Annotated in this window: 15 protein-coding genes; 7 read left to right on the top strand and 8 right to left on the bottom strand. The window is 62.2% G+C overall.

Features of this window, described 5'->3' with window-relative positions:
* Positions 1–717: 717 nt before the first annotated feature.
* Positions 718–1,578 carry a Dyp-type peroxidase gene (locus tag D109_RS0111485; RefSeq protein WP_017477014.1) on the bottom strand — a complete coding sequence of 287 codons (861 nt, stop codon included), beginning with the start codon at positions 1,576–1,578 and terminating at the stop codon, positions 718–720.
* Between the two features lie 159 nt (positions 1,579–1,737).
* Here D109_RS0111485 and D109_RS0111480 point away from each other — a divergent pair, with 159 nt between their 5' ends.
* Together D109_RS0111480 and D109_RS0111475 are read left to right on the top strand one after the other, a co-directional pair.
* Positions 1,738–3,363, top strand: a complete 1,626-nt coding sequence (locus tag D109_RS0111480; RefSeq protein ID WP_017477013.1) for an NADP-dependent glyceraldehyde-3-phosphate dehydrogenase — start codon at positions 1,738–1,740, stop codon at positions 3,361–3,363.
* A 154-nt stretch (positions 3,364–3,517) separates the two neighbouring features.
* Positions 3,518–4,579, top strand: coding sequence for an FUSC family protein (locus tag D109_RS0111475; RefSeq protein WP_017477012.1), 1,062 nt, complete (start codon positions 3,518–3,520; stop codon positions 4,577–4,579).
* Here the strand turns inward: D109_RS0111475 and D109_RS0111470 are convergent, their stop codons facing one another.
* Positions 4,580–5,443, bottom strand: a complete 864-nt coding sequence (locus tag D109_RS0111470) for a LysR family transcriptional regulator (protein ID WP_017477011.1) — start codon at positions 5,441–5,443, stop codon at positions 4,580–4,582.
* Between the two features lie 106 nt (positions 5,444–5,549).
* Here D109_RS0111470 and D109_RS0111465 point away from each other — a divergent pair, with 106 nt between their 5' ends.
* Positions 5,550–6,395, top strand: a complete 846-nt coding sequence (locus D109_RS0111465; protein ID WP_017477010.1) for an alpha/beta fold hydrolase — start codon at positions 5,550–5,552, stop codon at positions 6,393–6,395.
* A 230-nt stretch (positions 6,396–6,625) separates the two neighbouring features.
* Here the strand turns inward: D109_RS0111465 and D109_RS0111460 are convergent, their stop codons facing one another.
* On the bottom strand, positions 6,626–7,378 hold the full coding sequence (locus D109_RS0111460; RefSeq protein WP_003211721.1) for a TetR/AcrR family transcriptional regulator: 753 nt from the start codon (positions 7,376–7,378) through the stop codon (positions 6,626–6,628).
* Positions 7,379–7,741: 363 nt separating this feature from the next.
* On the opposite strand from D109_RS0111460, the gene D109_RS0111455 reads away from it, so the two are divergent.
* Genes D109_RS0111455 through D109_RS0111440 form a run of 4 tightly spaced genes read left to right on the top strand, consistent with a single transcriptional unit; the run spans position 7,742 to position 12,374 of the window.
* Positions 7,742–8,449: an ABC transporter ATP-binding protein gene (locus D109_RS0111455; protein WP_017477009.1), complete on the top strand. Its 708-nt coding sequence runs from the start codon at positions 7,742–7,744 to the stop codon at positions 8,447–8,449.
* Positions 8,446–9,645 carry an ABC transporter permease gene (locus D109_RS0111450; protein WP_017477008.1) on the top strand — a complete coding sequence of 400 codons (1,200 nt, stop codon included), beginning with the start codon at positions 8,446–8,448 and terminating at the stop codon, positions 9,643–9,645. The genes D109_RS0111455 and D109_RS0111450 overlap by 4 nt, the downstream gene beginning before the upstream one ends.
* Entirely contained in the window at positions 9,638–11,119 is a 1,482-nt protein-coding gene (locus tag D109_RS0111445; protein WP_017477007.1) for a TolC family protein, read from the top strand. Before D109_RS0111450 ends, D109_RS0111445 begins: the two co-directional genes overlap by 8 nt.
* Positions 11,109–12,374, top strand: a complete 1,266-nt coding sequence (locus tag D109_RS0111440) for an efflux RND transporter periplasmic adaptor subunit (RefSeq protein WP_017477006.1) — start codon at positions 11,109–11,111, stop codon at positions 12,372–12,374. The genes D109_RS0111445 and D109_RS0111440 overlap by 11 nt, the downstream gene beginning before the upstream one ends.
* A gap of 98 nt (positions 12,375–12,472) precedes the next feature.
* Here the strand turns inward: D109_RS0111440 and D109_RS0111435 are convergent, their stop codons facing one another.
* The 5 genes from D109_RS0111435 to D109_RS0111415 form a co-directional block, all read right to left on the bottom strand.
* On the bottom strand, positions 12,473–13,891 hold the full coding sequence (locus D109_RS0111435; RefSeq protein ID WP_017477005.1) for an FAD/NAD(P)-binding protein: 1,419 nt from the start codon (positions 13,889–13,891) through the stop codon (positions 12,473–12,475).
* 86 nt (positions 13,892–13,977) lie between these two features.
* Positions 13,978–14,565, bottom strand: a complete 588-nt coding sequence (locus tag D109_RS0111430) for an AMP-binding protein (protein WP_017477004.1) — start codon at positions 14,563–14,565, stop codon at positions 13,978–13,980.
* A 124-nt stretch (positions 14,566–14,689) separates the two neighbouring features.
* On the bottom strand, positions 14,690–16,105 hold the full coding sequence (locus D109_RS0111425) for an LLM class flavin-dependent oxidoreductase (RefSeq protein WP_017477003.1): 1,416 nt from the start codon (positions 16,103–16,105) through the stop codon (positions 14,690–14,692).
* A complete protein-coding gene (locus D109_RS0111420; protein ID WP_017477002.1) occupies positions 16,105–16,446 on the bottom strand; it encodes an acyl-CoA dehydrogenase in 342 nt (113 codons plus the stop codon). Before D109_RS0111420 ends, D109_RS0111425 begins: the two co-directional genes overlap by 1 nt.
* A gap of 12 nt (positions 16,447–16,458) precedes the next feature.
* Entirely contained in the window at positions 16,459–17,655 is a 1,197-nt protein-coding gene (locus tag D109_RS0111415; RefSeq protein WP_017477001.1) for an SfnB family sulfur acquisition oxidoreductase, read from the bottom strand.
* Positions 17,656–17,663 lie beyond the last annotated feature (8 nt).

The following is a 17,663-nucleotide window of genomic DNA, read 5'->3' as shown; positions in this document are numbered from 1 at the left end:
GCTTAGGCTCGGTGTGCCCTCACTCCGGCTTTGGACCGTGGGCCGCCGCGATGGGCCATCCTTGGCCCAGCGCGGCTAACCTGGCGTCCTGCCAGGTTACCCACGCTCCAAAGCCTGCGTTCGGCCAGCGTGGTTTAACGGGGCGCCTAAGATCAAGATCAAAAGCAGATCAAGAGCACAGCGGCCTCCCGGCCGGCTTGAGTGTTGAAGAGCAAAATCAAAAGCTAAAGCGGGCACGGTCAAAAATGTGGGAGCGGGCTTGCTCGCGAAGGTCGTTAACGATGACGTGGGCATTCTGGATGAACGCGGCGCTCTCAGGTTTTTCGCGAGCAAGCCCGCTCCCACAGGAAAGCAGCTCTGTTTTCGCTGTGGTCTTTGCTTTTGCGTTTAACACTCAAGCCGGCCGGGAGGCCGCTGTGCTCTTGCTTTTGATTTTGATCTGCGGGCCCCGTCAACCACGATGGCCGCAAGTAGGCACGGTGGAGCGGGTAAATCGGCAAGGATGCCGATTTAGCCGCGCCGGGCCAAGGATGGCCCGTCGCGGCGGCCCGCGGAACCGGGCCGGAGTGCGGGCATGCCGAGCCTAAGCGAGGCACCGAGTGGTGGGGCAAAGACCTTTTGGTTACTTTTGGGGCGTTTGCCAAAAGTGACTCGCTGTAAGAGCGAAACCATAAGTGGCCGTTACCTAAATAACGGATATGTACTCCGTAAAAACCCTCAGAGCACCAAGCTCAAATCCACCCGCCCATCACACACCGGCGGACACCAGTAATACCCCCCAGTCAACGGCTTACTAATGCGATACAACCCATCAACAATCCCATCCTCAAGCCCACTCATCCGCCGCAGTTGCGCTTCAAACGCATCAAACGAATGCCCAAACGCCAGGAACATCAACCCCGCCTGACCATTCTCGGCCCATGGCATCGACCGACGCACCACAAACGCCTCCGGGGTAAAACTCTCCTGGGCCGTACGCTTGGTGTGCGCCGACTCCGGCGCGTCCTCCAGCTCCTCGTTATCACCATGGCGCCGACCAATAATGTGATCCCGCTCCAGAGCCGGCAACGCCGCAAACCCATCCAGATCATGCTGCCACTGCTGGATCGCCGCAAAGCTCGCACCACCCTGCGCCACCGCCGCATCCACCGCCGCATCATCATGCGGATTCTCAGTGCCATCCTCATAGTCGGTCAGGTCAAACCCGGTCTTGTAGCGAAACCCCTCGGTCATCTGCACCAGACCAAACCCCGGCGCCAGGGCCTTCTCGAACGCCCGGCTGCGCAACAGCAGCTCACCACGATCCACACCGTGCAACCAGACCCACAGCGCCTGCTGGGTCGACGGATTCTCCGCCCCCGGCCCGCTCACATGAGGGAACGCCCGCAACCCGTCAATCCGGGCACCAAGGGCATTGACCAGCGGCTCACCAAAACCGACCACCGCATTGGCGTCCACCAACTGCACCAGCGCATCCAGTGCGCCAGGCACGGCATCCAGGGACTCAATGGCAAAAAACAGATGGCGTGCCTGCAACGGCACCGGTGCGGCAAGAATGCCCGGCTGGTACTGACTCATGTGAACTCCTTCAAGAAAGCCGCGCAGTTTACCCGGCGAGCGCCCGATTGTGCTCAAGGTTTTCCAGGGTTCGCGGGTTAATGCGTCTAGCCCTTGCCACACGGGCCGTTGATGGGTGAATCTCTAGTCACGTTTTGCAACCATTCCAGGGGTAGCGACATGACCACCGACAACCTGCTCGCCCAGCTGTTTCCCACTGCCGCCGAGATTCCCGAGCAATTCCGGCTCGCGGCGCCCATTGAACAACGCGATTACCTGGTCGGCGGCCAGTTGCATGTGTGGAACGGCCCCTTGGCCGAAGTGCGCAGCCCGGTGCAGTTGCGCGGCGCCGACGGTGACACGCCGGTGATCATCGGCAGTACCCCGCTGCTGGACGCCGACACCGCCTTGACCGCCCTCGACGCCGCCGTAGCCGCTTACGACCGTGGCCAGGGCGCGTGGCCGACCATGCGCGTGGTGGACCGCATCCAGCATGTCGAAGCGTTTTTGCGGCGCATGCGTGAACAGCGCGAGGCGGTGGTCAAGCTGCTGATGTGGGAGATTGGCAAGAACCTCAAGGACTCGCAGAAAGAGTTCGACCGCACCTGCGACTACATCACCGACACCATCAATGCCCTCAAGGAACTCGACCGCCGCTCCAGCCGCTTCGAGCTGGAACAGGACACCCTCGGGCAAATCCGCCGCGTACCGCTGGGCGTGGCCCTGTGCATGGGCCCCTACAACTACCCGCTGAACGAGACCTTCACCACGCTGATCCCGGCGCTGATCATGGGCAACACCGTGGTGTTCAAGCCCGCCAAGCTCGGCGTGCTGCTGATTCGCCCGTTGCTGGAGGCGTTCCGCGACAGCTTCCCGGCCGGCGTGATCAACGTGATCTACGGCAGCGGCCGCGAGACCGTCAGCGCGCTGATGGCCAGCGGCAAGATCGATATCTTTGCGTTTATCGGCACCAACAAGGCCGCCAGCGATTTGAAGAAGCTGCACCCAAAACCCCACCGCCTACGCGCGGCGCTGGGCCTGGATGCGAAGAACCCCGGGATCGTGCTGCCGCAGGTCGACCTGGACAATGCGGTCAACGAAGCCGTCACCGGTTCGCTCTCGTTCAACGGCCAGCGTTGCACCGCGTTGAAGATCCTGTTTGTGCATGAAGACGTGGTCGACAGCTTTATCGAGAAATTCAACCACAAACTGGCGACCCTCAAGCCTGGCATGCCGTGGGAAGACGGCGTGTCGCTGACACCGCTGCCCGAGCAGGGCAAGGTCGATTACCTCGGCGGCCTGGTGACCGACGCACTGGCCCATGGCGCCAAGGTGGTGAACGAAAATGGCGGCACCCGCCGTGGTTCGTTTTTCTACCCGGCGGTGCTGTACCCGGTGAGCCCGCAGATGCGTGTGTACCACGAGGAGCAGTTTGGCCCGGTGGTGCCGATCGTGCCTTACCGCGACCTGGAGACGGTGATCGACTACGTGCTGGAATCGGACTTCGGCCAGCAACTGAGTATCTTCGGCACCAGCCCGAGGGAAGTCGGGCGCTTGGTGGACGCGTTCGCCAACCAGGTGGGACGGATCAATATCAATGCCCAGTGCCAGCGCGGGCCGGACAGTTTTCCGTTCAACGGGCGCAAGAACTCGGCCGAGGGCACGCTGTCGGTGCATGATGCGCTGCGGGTGTTTTCGATCCGTACCCTGGTGGCGACCAAGTTCCAGGCGAGCAACAAGGAACTGGTCAGCGATATCCTGCAGGAGCGCACGTCGAGCTTTCTGACCACTGATTATATTTTCTGAGCCCGACACCGATCTAAAAATGTGGGAGCGGGCTTGCTCGCGAAAGCGGTGGTTCAGTCGCCGGATGTATTGACTGGCACGCCGTCTTCGCGAGCAAGCCCGCTCCCACATTGGAACTGAGTGAAGCCTGAACAACGAGGTTACCCTGATACCAATGAATCTCCCCCTCTTCGCCCGCCGCTTGCTGCGTCCGTTGCTGGACCCGTATCGGCGCTACCGTCACGCCAAATTGATCCACGCGGTACGGGTTTCCATTGGGTTGCTGGCCACGATCCTGCTGACCACCGGCATCAACCTGCCCCACGGTGAGTGGGCCTCGGTGACGATGTTGATCGTGATCGGCGGTTTGCAGCATCACGGCAATATCGGCAAGAAAGCCGTCGAGCGCGCCTACGGCACGTTGATCGGCGCCAGCGTCGGTTTGTTGCTGGTGCTGCAACAGGCGTATCTGGGGCAGCCGTTGTTGACCTACTTGCTGATGTCGGTGGTGTGCGGGTTCTTTTCCTATCACGCCATCGGCAAGGGCGGATACATCGCGTTGCTGTCGGCCATTACCGTATTTATCGTCGCGGGCCATGGCGATAATCCGATATCGGACGGGCTGTGGCGCACGGTCGACATCCTGATCGGTATCGTCCTGGCCCTGGCGTTTTCCTTCGCCCTCCCGCTGTATGCGGTGTATTCCTGGCGCTACAACCTGGCTAGTGCCTTGCGCGATTGCGCGGCGATTTATAGCCGGATCATCAGCGGCCAGTCGGTCACTGACGATGAGCACCTGAAACTGCTCAACCGCTTGAATGCGGCAATGCTGCAACTGCGCTCATTGATGCCATCGGTGTCCAAGGAAGTGCGGATTTCCATGACCGAGCTGGACACCCTGCAGCGGCATTTGCGGATGTGCATCAGCACCCTGGAGATCCTCGGCAACACTCGTCCCGATCCACGGGACGAGGAAGCGTTGGCGCGTATGCAAGTGGCGTTGAAGGCCGAGCATCGTCAGATCCGGGTGCAGTTGATCGGGATGGCGCGGGCGTTGCAATCCGGGGCTACCGACCGGCTGGAACGGCCGAGCAACACGCCGACCCACGAGCAGACATTTGAAGTGCCGGTGGTCAACGCCCTGGACGGTTACCGGTTATTGACCCTGCAATTGGCGGCGAACATTGATGGCATGCGCCAGCGCCTGGCCAAGAGCGCCAGCCACTGGAAAATCTGATCAGCCCCGGTGCAGCGCCTGTACCAGCAGTTGCTGCAACGCCTGTAACCGGGGCTCGGGGTTGTCCTCGGCAAAGCGCAACACATTCGCCACTTCGGGCAGCGGCATCTGCTGCTCGAAAGGGCGATGCAGTTCCACGCGTTTGTCGAGGTGGTCACTGCTGAGCAGGCCGATGCCCAAGCCGGCGGCGATGGCCGATACCACACCCTCCACCGACCCACACTCCACCACCACCTGCCAGCGAATGCCCAAGGCGCTCAGGCGTTCCTGGGCCAGTTGCCGGTAAAAACAGCCGGGGCCGAAGGTGATCAACCGCACGCATTCGTCAGGCGCTGGCTGCCAGCCGGGCCGGGCGCACCAGTGCACCTGTTCGGTCCACAGCACCTGGTCCCGCGCTTCGATACGCGAAATGAAATCCTGGTGCAGCGCCAGGTCCAGCTCGCGGTCCACCAGGGCCTGGCGAAGCACGTGGCTCTGTTCCACCACGATCCGTACATCCAACTGGCGGTGTTGCCGGGAAAACTGGCCGAGCAAGTTCGACAACTCGGCCATCGGCACCTGTTCGGTGGCGCCCAGGCGGATGGAGCCTTGCAACTGCACCGGATTGAAATGCGCCAACGCCGCGTCGTGGGCCTCGATGATGCGCCGGGCGTGGACCAGCAGCTGCGCGCCGTCATCGCTGGCCACCAGGCGCTGGCCTTCGCGCTGGATCAATGGCCGTTCAAGTTGTTTCTCCAGGCGCTTGATCTTCCAGCTGACCGCCGACTGGCTGAGGTTCAGGCGCTCGGCCGCACGGGTAACACTGCCGGTTTCGACCACGGTTTGCAGGGCACGCAGCACATCGATGGGCAGTCGCTGATTCATGATCAACACCTATGACAAAAACAGGATAGGTAGAGAGTAAGTTGTCATTGGTGTCATGACCAGCCGAGCTTTAGGGTAAAGCCTTCATTCACTGCGAGGATCTGTCATGACTGCCCTGCTTAACGAAACCGCACTGATCAACGGTTGGCGCATTGCCACTGGCCGCCATGGTGAGGGGCTACCGGTGTTGTTGCTGCACGGCACGCCCGCCCATTCCATCATCTGGCGCAAAGTGGTGCCGCGCCTGACTGCCGCCGGCATGCAGGTCCACTTGTTCGACCTGTTGGGTTTTGGCGCTTCGGAGCGTCCACTCCAGGGGGATACGTCGGTGGCCGCACAAAGCCGCTTGATCGGCGATTTGCTGGACCACTGGGGGCTTGAGCGGGTGCACCTGGTGGGCCATGACATCGGCGGCGTCAACGCGCTGCTGTTTGCCCTTGACCATCCGCAGCGGGTGCACTCACTGACGGTCGCCGACGCCCCCAGCTATGACTCGTGGCCATCGCCCACCTGGCGCGGGATTCATCAGCGATTTGCCGAACATGCGCGCATGACGCCGGATGAACACCGGGCGTTGATGATCCGACAGCTGGCCATGGCCGTGTTCGACAAGAGCGTGATGCAGGGCGCGCTGCTGGAGGAATACCTGGCGCCGATCAGTGGCGTGATCGGCCAGCCGGCGTTCTACCAGCATCAGGTGGCGCATTACGACGCGCGGTATACCGCCGATTTTGCGGAGCGCCTGCCGGGCATGGATTTGCCGGTGCAGATTTTGTGGGGCGCTGAAGATGAATGGCAGCCGCTGGCGTATGCACATCGCCTGCAAAACGACATTCGTGGGGCAGTGCTGCAGGTGGTGGAAAACGCCGGGCATTTTCTGATGGAGGATGCGCCGGAAAGGGTGAGTGAGTACCTTTTGGACTTTATTGCCCGGGTTCACAGTCAACGCTGACAGCCATTTGTCGGGTTTACACAAGCCACTAGACTTCACACTTTCTCTTACATATTTTTCACGTTTTATTCACATCCGGAGACGTAGGGTAAAGCCTCATCCGTTACAAACGTTGTAGTTAAAAACCCGCCGCCCCAGCGGGTTTTTTTTGCCCGGGATTTGAGTGTTCACACGGTTTCTTGAGAGAGGCGTCGAAGCAAACCGGCTCATTGCGAGCCGGTCTTGACGGGTCAGCGAGCAACCTTGTTGACAGGCGACGCCGCTTGCTCACGTATCGCGCGCTGGGTATCGAGCACCCGCGCCAGGGCCGTTTCGGCTTCAGGGCTTTGCTGCGGCACACGAATCGCTGCCGACACCAGGGTAATCAGCTTGGCCATGACCTCGGCATCCGTGGCCGGGCGTCCCAGGCTCATGGAGTTCATCAGCAAGCGCAGCTCGGTACCGGCCATCACCCCGGAGATTGCCTTGAGGGCAAATTGCAAACGCACCCCCAGTTCGTTGCGCGGCAGGTCCGGCAATGCCAGGGCGAACGCTTCAAAAAAGCGTTGGAACACCGGCTGGTAATGCACCTTGAGGTATTCCTGGATAAACGGCGAGGTGTCGCTGTACACCCGCCCCAGGAAACGGATGAATGAACGCCCTTCCCCACTGGCCGGATCGCTGCGCTCCAGGCCCATGGCCGGGGCAAACAGCACGCCAAGCAGGGTGTCGCAATCCAGCGGGCCATCGGATTCGGCCTCGCACCTGGCCAGCAACTCCAGGCGCTGCTCGTTGAGCGGCTCCAGACGTTGCATCAGCAGGGTTTTCATCAGGGAATCCTTGTCCCCGAAGTGGTAATTCACCGCAGCGAGATTGACCTGGGCCCTCTCGGTAATCTGCCGCAACAAAACAGCGTCATAGCCGTATTTGATGAAAAGAGCCTCTGTCGCATCCAGCAATCGAGTCTTGGTAACGTTTGGAGCGCTGAGTTTCTTCGCGACCATAGGGGGTGGGGTTCCACTGCGGAAATATTGTTTTAAAAATTAATTTGATTTTTTATACCGGGGCCGCAGCCTGAAAGCAAGTAGTGACACTGCGCCATACTATTCAAACCCAACAGAGCCGGGCTTGTTGAGGGTAGCTGATGGACTTTTCAGACGCCTGAAATGCCCTGTAGAAGAATCGTTTCAAGGGGTAAAACCGCTCTATATCCATGGCTGGCGGAACGGCTGGAACGCGGTTAGTATTCAAACAATATTTTAAAAACAAGAAATAAAACCAGTCCGTGACGTGTACCAGGCAGCTCCTGAACTTGTTACAAGGATTTTCGGGGGAAGCACGGCGCTGTCGAGGCTGCAGGCGTAGTCATGATGACAGATATCCCCGCGCACTCAGGCTTCATTTCCCTGCAAGGCATCGGCAAAAGCTATCAGCTGGCCGGCCAGCACCTGTCGATTCTCAATGATGTATGCCTGGCCATCGAAACCGGTGACAGCTGCGGCATCCTCGGCGCATCCGGCTCCGGCAAAAGTACTCTGCTCAATATCCTCGGCCTGCTTGATCTGCCTGACTGCGGCCAGTACCGCTTTGCCGGCCATGACATTTTCAGCGCCAGCCCCGATCAACTGGCGGCGATCCGCAATCAGCAGATCGGTTTCGTCTTTCAAAGCTTCAACCTGCTGCCGCGCCTCAGTGCCCTGGACAATGTTGCCCTGCCCCTCAGCTATCGCGGCGTGTCGCGCCATGACTCGGTGGAACAGGCAATGCGCATGCTCGACCAGGTGGGCCTGGCCGAACGCGCCCACCACCGCCCGGCCGACCTTTCCGGCGGCCAGCGCCAACGGGTGGCCATCGCCCGCGCATTGGTGGGCAACCCGTCGGTGATCCTCGCCGACGAACCCACCGGCAACCTCGACAGCACCACCGCCCAGGAGATCATGGACCTGTTGCTGGCGCTCAATCGCGAGCAGCAGGTGACGCTGATCATCGTCACCCATGACCCGCACATTGCCGAACGCCTGAACCGCAAGATCCTGGTGCGCAATGGCGTGGTGCAAGAGGCCGAGCGCCTATGAGCCTGCGGGTCGAACAAAGCCTGAGCCAATTGCTGCATGAGGCATTTGTCAGCCTGCGCACCCTGGGCAAGCGCTCGATCCTGGCCTTGCTGGGCATCGTCATCGGCAGTTCGTCGGTGGTGGCGCTGATCAATATCGGGCACAACGCCGCCGAAGACGCGGCGATGATTTTCAAGGACATGGGCACCGACACCCTGGTGGCGCAATTTCCGCCCAAGGGCGCCAGCATTGCCCCTATGCCGGCCAGCCTGGACCTGGAGGCGGTGCGCCGCAGCGTGTCCGGCATCGCCCATATTGGCGCGATTTCGATGTTCAGCGGTCCGGTGGTGTTCCATGGCCGCACCTTCAATGGCAGCTTTGTCGGCAGTACGCCAGACCTCAAGGACGCCATGCGCCTGTCGGTGCGCGAGGGGCGTTTCCTGTCGACCTTCGACGCGGGAGAAACCTACGCGGTCGTCGGCGAACAGGTCGTCCAGGCCCTGAGTGCTCCCGGCGACCCGCTGCAACTGGGGGACCGGGTGCGCATCAATGACTACCTGTACCTGGTGGTGGGCATTCTTCAAAACCAGCCCCGGGCCATGCTGATCCCTGTACAGGCCAACGAATCGCTTTTCGTCCCCGCCCCGGGCATGCGTCGGATCTACTTCAGCCCACAAATCGGCAATGTGGTGATCCGCGCCACTCCCGGCCAGGACATGGAGCGTGTAGCCCGGGATGCAGCCGTGGCGTTGCGAACCCAGCTCACCGACCACGATGTCGACATCCAGGTGCCCCAGCAAATGATCGACGGCATGACCCGCCAAAGCCGTACCTTCGCTTATCTGCTGCTGGCCCTGGGCGCGATTTCCCTGGTGGGCGGCGGCGTGGGGGTGATGAACGTGATGCTGATGAACGTCTCAGAGCGGCGTCGGGAAATCGGGATCCGCATGGCACTCGGTGCGCGCCGGCGGGACATTCGCAACCTGTTCCTGCTGGAAGCCGTCACCCTGACCGCCGTCGGCGCGTTATGCGGCGCGGTCGTGGGCATGACCGCCGCCTATCTGTATGCCTGGCTGTCCGGCTGGCAGTTTTCCCTGGCGGTTGCCGCGCTGCCGCTCGGCGTCGGTAGCACCTTGCTGGTGGGGCTGTTTTTCGGGATCTATCCGGCCGTGTCGGCCTCGCGGCTGCAGCCGGTGGAGGCCCTGCGCGATGAATAAACGGCTGCTGTTGTTGACCGCCCTGGTGAGCCTGCACAGCGTGGCCGCCGACGTGGTGATTCGCCCGTCGGCGCCCAGCACCACCCGCAGCGGCTATGACCGCGGCGTGTCGTTGAATGCCCAGTCCACCACCCTGACCCTGGGCGACGCGGTCTACCTGGGCCTGCGCAACAACCCGGCGATTCGCAGCGCGTACCTGCAACGGGTCGCGCAGAAATTCGACCTGCGGGTGGCCGAAGACACGTTCAACCCCAAGCTGACCCTGAACAGCTACTACCGCGCCACCAAGGGCACCGACGACAGCGCCCGCAACGCCAACCTGGCGCCCAATGCCACCTTGCTCGGTGAGTACGGCACGCGCCTGAGCATGAACTGGACCCAGCAACTGAACAACGCCGATCGCGCCGGGCGCTACCGCAGCGACGGCCTCGACCTGTCAGTGATCCAGCCCCTGATGCGCGGTGCCGGCTGGGACGCCACCACCGCCCCGCTGCGCCTGTCACGCCTGTCGGAGCAGGCCAACCGCCTGAACCTCAAGGCCAACGTGGCGCAGACCATCAGCAACATCATCGCCACCTACCGCGAATTGCTGCGGGCCCAGGAGCAGTTGACTATCGTGCAGGACGCCCTCAAGCGCTCCGGTACCTTGCTGGAAGTGAACAAGGCACTGATCAGTGCCGGGCGCATGGCCGAGTTCGAGATTGTGCAGACCGAAGCCGATATCGCCACCCAGCAACTGGGGGTGGAAGAAGCCCAGAACCAACTGGACACCAGCCGCCTGGCCCTGCTGCGCCTGCTGGCCCTTGACCTGTCGACGCCGATCCGCGCCACCGAGGCCCTGGAAGCCAAGCGCATGGACATCGACAAGCGCCAGGCCTTCATCCTGGCGCAGAACCAGCAGCCGGAATACCTCGCCACCCTGCTCGGCAGCCAGCAGGCCGACCTCAACCTGGTGATCGCCAAGGACTCCGGCCGCTGGCAAGTGGACCTGGTGGCCGGCGCCAACCAGATTCGGGCCGCCACCGACAACGACAACGGCTCTTCGAATAACCGACGCTGGGACAGCTACGCCGGCGTGCAGGTGCAGATTCCCATCGGCGACATCAGCACCCGCCAGGCCGAGGTGCACGCGCGGGTTGATGTGGAAAACCAGGAGATCATCATCGCCGACGCCCGCCAGCAACTGGAGCGCGACGTCAACGATGTGGTGCGCGACCTGGGCACCCGCTGGCGCCAGTATGAGATCTCTCTGCGAGCGGTGGACCTGTCCAAGCGCAAGATCGAAATCGAACGGGAAAAACTCAGCGCCGGGCGCTCCACGAACTTCCAGGTATTGAGCTTCGAAACCGACCTGCGCAACGCCGAGAACTCACGGCTCAATGCGCTGATTGCCTATTTGAACGCCCAGACTCAGCTCGACTTGACCCTGGGCATGACGCTGGAAAGCTGGGAAATCGCCCTCAATGACTACTAATAAAAAGCGCCTGCTGGGTGCCGTGTTGATTGTGCTGGTGGCCGGTGTCGGCATCACGCTGCTCAGCCGCCAGAGCCCGGCCGCTAATCAACCCGGCAACGCCGAACAATGGCTGGCGGTGAAGGTCGACCCGTTGGTGCATCAGATCGGCCTGGTGGGCAAGATCGAGCCTGACACCACCATCACCCTCACTGCGCCGTTCGACGGCAACGTGCAGGCCAACCTGGTGGAGCAAGGCCAGCGGGTGGAAGCCGGCCAGGTGTTGCTGCGCATGGACCCGGCCACCCTTGAAGTGCAATTGCGTGACGCCCTCTCCGCGCAGCTCAAGGCCCGGCGCACCGTGCAGGAAATGCAGGACTGGGACAGCGGCCAGCAAGTCGGCCGCGCCCGCCGCAGCCTGCGCACCGCCGAAATGACCGCCAGCAACACCCAGCGCAAACTCACCGAAAGCGAAAACCTGTTCAAGCGCGGCATCATTCCGCGTAACGAACTCGACGACCTCAAGCAACAGGCCACCCAGCAACAGCTGGACCTGGTGGCTGCCCGCAGCGAACTGCAACAGGCGATTGAACAAGGCAAAGGCGAATACCGACAGATCGCCGATATGGAACTGACCAACGCCACGGTGAAATACGACGCCCTGCATACCCTGCTCGACGGCAGGGAGGTCAAGGCACCGTTCTCCGGCATCGTGGTGCCGGCGCCGGGCAGTAACTCATCGGCCCAGGGCGGCGGGAACAATAACGCGCCGGTGCAGGCCGGGAGCAAGGTCAGCCAGGGCCAGGTGCTGTTTGGACTGGCGAATATCGAGAAGCTGAAAATCGTCGCCAAGGTCTCGGAGCTGGACATCAACCAGTTGCACCAAGGGCAGGCGGTGGAGGTGATGGGCGACGGGTTTGACGGGGAACGGTTGACGGGCTCGGTCAGTGTGGTCAGTGGCTTGGCGATTGCCAGCGACAGCCAGGGCAGCGCGCAGTTTCCGGTGACCCTGTCGATCCCCAAGCTGACCCCGCAGCAGCTGCAACGGGTAAGGTTGGGGATGAGTGCGCGGTTGACCATCGTGACCTACAACAATGACCAGGCGATTGTCGTACCGGCCCAGGCGATCCGTCGCGGGGACGGTGTGATGACGGTGGAATATCGGGCCGCGATGGACAAGCCGGTGGAGCGGGTGACCGTGACAACCGGGCAGTCGACGGCGCAGGGGGTGGAGGTGTTTGGGTTGAAGCCAGGGTTTGTGAAGGTCGGTCCCTGAACCCGACCTGTAGGAGCTGGCTTGCCTGCGATAGCAATCTCTCAGTTGATAAAGATGCAACTGACCCACTGCTATCGCAGGCAAGCCACACATTAGACTTAGAGGTGTGCCAACCTTGCGGCCAGCGCCTTGGCCTGAATCGCCACATCCGTCACCGCGGTACTTTCCCACCACATCCCGCGCAACGGTGGGCCCATGGCAAATAGTCGCTGGCTGACTTGGCCGTTGGCATCCAGCACCGCCCCCGACACATCCGCCGCAATCCCCAACGCCAGCGGCCCGGGCTGAATCAACCCACGCTTGAGCAACTGCCGAGGCAACGGCCGGGCCACGCGCCGCCAGTCATATTCAATCCCGCTGGAGTTGATCAGCGCAGCCCCCGACACCTGAACGATGGTCTGTTCGCCACGAGGACGCAGGCGAATCGTGACATCACCCTGCGAAGGCACCAGCCCCTTGTACGAAGCTGCGCGGATCCGCAACCGCCCTTCCCCCTGCAACCGCGCCACCAACTCGGCACTCAAGGGCGGCGAGCGGTGGTGATGGCTTTCCCACCAGGGCCGAATATGCCGCACGAACTGGCGTTTCTCGGCCTCGCTGGCCTGGCTCCACAAACGTCCGATATGGGCGCGCACGGTGTCCAGTGGCGCTTGCCAGTCGATCCCCTGCTCGAGCGCGATCTTGCAGTGGCGGCGTACTTCCCGCAGCAATTGCCGGGGACTGCGCAGGCTATGGTCTTCCCCCAGAAAGTCGACCCAGGCCGGCGGCTGCCGGCGCACGTGGGGCAGCAGGCCGTGGCGCGAAAAAATCTCAATGGGCCCGCGATGACCGGCCTGTTCCAGGGACACCACGGCGTCCACCATGGTCAGCCCGGAACCGATGATCAGCACCGTGGCTTGCGGGTCCAGTTGGGTCATGGCCTGCACATCCCACGGGTCGACTGCTGCGGCATTCAAGCCGCTGGATTCGGTCTGTGGCGTGCGCGCTGCGGGGAACATGCCGGTGGCCAATACGGCAAAGGCACCGCGCAGTTGCTGGCCGTCGCTCAAGGTCAACAGCGTGGCGTGTTCGTCCACCTCAAGGTCTACCACTTCGGCGCGGACATGCTCGACGGTCGACGCCGACAGCGCCTTGGCCTCCGCCAGCCGTTGTTGCGCGTACAAGCCAAAAATCCCACGGGGCGGGAACAGTTCACTGATGGGCACGTGTTGTTGATCCGACTCGGGCCAACCGCCATCGGCGATATAGGCGGTCAGCCACTGGGTCAGGTCATCGGCATTGTCCGGGTCGACGCTCATGCGTGCGGCGTTGCCGTTCAAGGTGTGGCCAAGCTCTACCGCACTGTAGGCCTCGCCACGCCCCAGCTCCTGGCGCGGTTCGATCACCAGGATCTGCCGCTTGCCCGGCAGGCGCAGCAACTGCACCGCCAGCATCGTCCCGCTCAGGCCGCCGCCGACAATCAGCACATCAGCGTTGCGAATGGCGCTCGTTGCCTGTCCGCGTTCGGTTTCACTCATGAAATTGCGCCCTTACTGTCTGCCTGAATGGTTGTGGTAAAAATCGCCCCGTGCAGTATCCAGCACATCGACATGGGACGCCTAGTTCAGCTCGACTGTGGGAAGCCCAGGCTTTGGCCGCTCTTGAGCCATTGCTCAAGCACCGCCGCCAGGCCACCTTGCCAATGGGTGCTCTCCTCGCTCCACAATTCGGTCTTGGCGCAAGGCTGCCACCAGCGGCAGAGCCGTTGGGAGGTGTCTACGGGGTCGATTCGTTGCACGACCGCCAACGGCTGGAACCCAGGGACATACGCATGGGTAGGCCGGATGCGCCACACCTGTTGCTGCAAGGCCGCGGGCTCGAGGTCATCCGCCAGGGTCAGGATCTGGCCACCGATCACCTGGGCGGCCAGGGCCAGCAGTAACAGACCGGGCTCGAAGGCACCGCTGAGGGCCAGCCGTGACTGTTCGGTAAAGCCCTGCTGACGCAAGCCATCAGCCAGGCGTTCGACATCCCGCAACGCATCAATCCAGCGCCAGGCGTACCACTGGCCGTCACGCTTGTGGCGCAGGGCGCTGTGCAACGGGGTCACTTGTGCCCAATGGCGCAATTGCGCCAACGCCTCGGGCAGCACCGTGACCCGTTCGGCGGGCCATTCCACATCCAGCGGAAGTTCGAGTTCATGCACGCTCATAGGGTAATGCTCCTATTGGTGAAACAAGCATGCGGTGGTCCGCTGGCCGGATTTATGTGGGCGGCGGTGGGACGGCTCGACTCGCTCGCGAAAGCGGTGCGTCAGGCAACATCAATGCTGAATATCAGTCCGCATTCGCGAGCAAGCCCGCTCCCACATTTGTTTTATGTACACCCGACAAATCGCGATAGCTGGCGCCCGGATGGTTGCCCGGCAGGCGCGCGCCTTCCCCGAACAATTTCTCCCGCAAGGTGCCCTGGGCATACTCAGTCTTGTACACGCCACGCTTCTGCAGCTCCGGCACCAGCAGCTCGACCGCGTCGATAAAGGTCTCGTGGGTCAGTGCATAGGCCAGGTTGAAGCCGTCCACATCGGTCTCTTCAACCCATTCCTGCAACAGATCGGCCACGGTTTCCGGGCCGCCGACGAACAACGGGCCGAAACCACCAATGCCGACCCAGTCTGCCAGTTCATTCGGGGTCCAGACCTTGTTCGGGTCGGCGGTGGAGAACGCTTCCACCGCCGATTGAATGGCGTTGGTGTGCACATGCTTGAGGGGTTCATCGGGCTTGAACTGGCTGAAATCGATACCGGTCCAGCCAGAGATCAGCGCCATCGCGCCTTCGTAGCTGACGTAGGATTTGTATTCGTCGAACTTGGCCTTGGCCTTGGCGTCGGTCTCGCCAACGATCACCGTCTGCAGGTTGAAGATCAGGATTTTCTTCGGATCACGGCCTGCCTCCGCCGCACGCCGGCGGATGTCAGCGACGGTTTTCTTCAGCAACACTTTCGACGGCACGGCGACGAACACGCACTCGGCCTGCTCGGCGGCGAACTGTTTGCCCCGGCTGGAGGCTCCCGCCTGATACAGCACCGGGGTGCGTTGTGGCGAAGGCTCGCAGAGGTGAATGCCGGGCACCTGGAAGTGTTTGCCGACGTGGCGGATCTCGTGGATTTTGCTCGGGTCACTGAAGATCCGCCGCTCGCGGTCGCGCAACACGGCGCCCTCCTCCCAGCTGCCTTCCCAGAGTTTGTAGCAAACCTCCAGGTATTCCTCGGCGTAGTCGTAGCGTGCGTCGTGTTCGGTCTGGGCTTTCTGACCGAGGTTCTTGGCGCCGCTTTCCAGGTACGAGGTGACAATGTTCCAGCCGACGCGGCCCTTGGTCAGGTGATCGAGGGTGGAAAGGCGCCGGGCGAACGGGTATGGGTGTTCGAAGGACAGCGACGCCGTCAGGCCAAAGCCCAGGTGTTCGGTGACCAGCGCCATGGGGGCGATCAGCGACAGTGGGTCGTTGACCGGCACTTGGGTGGCCTGGCGAATCGCCGCGTCACCGTTGCCGTTGTAGACGTCGTAGATGCCCAGCACGTCGGCAATGAACAAGCCGTCGAACTTGCCGCGTTCGAGGATTTTCGCCAGGTCGGTCCAGTACTCCAGGTCCTTGTACTGCCACGAGCGGTCACGCGGGTGGGCCCACAGGCCCGGCGACTGGTGGCCGACACAGTTCATGTCGAAGGCATTCAAGCGGATTTCACGAGGCATTAAACAGTACTCCGGGGGGCGACACCGTTGAGGTGGTAGTTGCCGACAATCTGGTATTTCCAGCGCAAGGGATCATCAAGGGTGGGGGGCAGTGCGGTGCGCTGGCCGGTGAGTTCGAATTCAGCGTTGCTGGCAGCGATAAGGGCTTCGGCAGCCGCGATCTGGGCTTCGGTGAGGGCAACCGGGCTCGGGTGGGTTTCGGCACGCTCAAACAAAGCGGCCGCGACCTCCACGCGAATCTGCAAATCGCCGAAGCGGCTGATCACGTAGGGGTCATCACTTTTCTCGACAAAGCGCCGGGTACTTTCCAGCAGTTGGCGCGCCTGATTCAGTGCGGTCATGGATGAAGCTCCTCAGTTCCAGGCGTGGCGTGCGGGCTTGACGCCGTTGAGCACAAAGTTGCCGATCAAGTGGTATTTCCAGCGGGCCGGGTCATGCAAGGTGTGGGTGCGCGCGTTGCGCCAGAAACGGTCGAGGTTGTGCTTGCCGGACACCGAACGGGTGCCGGCCAGTTCGAAGAGTTTGCTGCTGGCCAGCAACGCGGTTTCGGCTGACAGCACCTTGGCCTGGGCAACCACCAGCGAAGCGTTGGCCACGGTGTCTTCGTTGGGGTTGGCCAGGGCCTGGTCGACGGCAACGCCGGCCTTGGCGAGGATCGCTTCGGTGCCGTGGACCCGCCATTCCAGGTCGCCGATGGTGGCGATGGTGAACGGGTCTTGCCAGCCGTGATCCTGCTGGCTGTCGATCCAGGGCCGGGCCTGGCGTGCATGGATTTTTGCTTGTTCCAGGGCACCGAGGGCGATACCGGTGTCGACGGCCGCCTGGATAATTTGCGAAATCGGCCCATTGGCGGTGGGTTGGTCGAAGGCCTGGTGAGCGGGAATCACCGCACTCAGCGGCACCTTCACACCGTCGAGGGTCACGCCGCCACTGGCGGTGGTGCGCTGGCCGAAGCCGTCCCAACTGTCGACCACTTGCAGCCCCGGCGCATCTCGCTCGACAAAGGCGATGAAGGCCTGGTCTTTTTCATTCACGCCCACCGTGGGCACGATATGGGCGAACAAGGCGCCGGTGCAGTAGAACTTCTCACCGTTGATGTACGCACTGTCGCCGTCAAAGCGCACTTGCGTATCAAAGGTGCCGGCGTTTTTGCTCTTGGCTTCGGAAAAGGCGTTGCCGAAACGGTAGCCCTGCAAGACCTTGGCGAAGTAGTGCTGCTTTTGTTCCTCGCTGGCGGTTTGCAGGAGGATGTCGACAACGCCCAAGTGGTTCTGCGGAATTTGCCCCAGGGACGGATCGGCGGCGGAGATCAGCTTGATCACCTCGGCCACCGTCACATAGGAAACCCCGGCGCCGCCGTAAGCCTTGGGAATGGTGATGCCCCACAGGCCGCTGGCGGAGAATTCGTCCAGCTCGGCCACCGGCAGGCGTCGCTCGCGGTCACGCACACCGGCCTCGACGGCGAAACGCTTGGCCAACTCGGTGGCGACGGCGATGGCTTCGGCGTCCGAACGGATGAGGTGGGCAGGTTGTAGGGGTTGGGCTGACATGGGCCGAC

This window comes from Pseudomonas sp. PAMC 26793, assembly GCF_000313235.1.
GTDB classification, from domain to species: Bacteria; Pseudomonadota; Gammaproteobacteria; order Pseudomonadales; family Pseudomonadaceae; genus Aquipseudomonas; species Aquipseudomonas yamanorum.
Note: the sequence above shows the minus strand (reverse complement) of the source record. Positions and strands in the feature narration are given on the sequence as shown.

Coding starts and splice junctions, on each gene's coding strand:
- D109_RS0111485 (WP_017477014.1), bottom strand. CDS start 1,578: ATGAGTCAGTACCAGCCGGGCATTCTTGCCGCACCGGTGCCGTTGCAG.
- D109_RS0111480 (WP_017477013.1), top strand. CDS start 1,738: ATGACCACCGACAACCTGCTCGCCCAGCTGTTTCCCACTGCCGCCGAG.
- D109_RS0111475 (WP_017477012.1), top strand. CDS start 3,518: ATGAATCTCCCCCTCTTCGCCCGCCGCTTGCTGCGTCCGTTGCTGGAC.
- D109_RS0111470 (WP_017477011.1), bottom strand. CDS start 5,443: ATGAATCAGCGACTGCCCATCGATGTGCTGCGTGCCCTGCAAACCGTG.
- D109_RS0111465 (WP_017477010.1), top strand. CDS start 5,550: ATGACTGCCCTGCTTAACGAAACCGCACTGATCAACGGTTGGCGCATT.
- D109_RS0111460 (WP_003211721.1), bottom strand. CDS start 7,378: ATGGTCGCGAAGAAACTCAGCGCTCCAAACGTTACCAAGACTCGATTG.
- D109_RS0111455 (WP_017477009.1), top strand. CDS start 7,742: ATGATGACAGATATCCCCGCGCACTCAGGCTTCATTTCCCTGCAAGGC.
- D109_RS0111450 (WP_017477008.1), top strand. CDS start 8,446: ATGAGCCTGCGGGTCGAACAAAGCCTGAGCCAATTGCTGCATGAGGCA.
- D109_RS0111445 (WP_017477007.1), top strand. CDS start 9,638: ATGAATAAACGGCTGCTGTTGTTGACCGCCCTGGTGAGCCTGCACAGC.
- D109_RS0111440 (WP_017477006.1), top strand. CDS start 11,109: ATGACTACTAATAAAAAGCGCCTGCTGGGTGCCGTGTTGATTGTGCTG.
- D109_RS0111435 (WP_017477005.1), bottom strand. CDS start 13,891: ATGAGTGAAACCGAACGCGGACAGGCAACGAGCGCCATTCGCAACGCT.
- D109_RS0111430 (WP_017477004.1), bottom strand. CDS start 14,565: ATGAGCGTGCATGAACTCGAACTTCCGCTGGATGTGGAATGGCCCGCC.
- D109_RS0111425 (WP_017477003.1), bottom strand. CDS start 16,105: ATGCCTCGTGAAATCCGCTTGAATGCCTTCGACATGAACTGTGTCGGC.
- D109_RS0111420 (WP_017477002.1), bottom strand. CDS start 16,446: ATGACCGCACTGAATCAGGCGCGCCAACTGCTGGAAAGTACCCGGCGC.
- D109_RS0111415 (WP_017477001.1), bottom strand. CDS start 17,655: ATGTCAGCCCAACCCCTACAACCTGCCCACCTCATCCGTTCGGACGCC.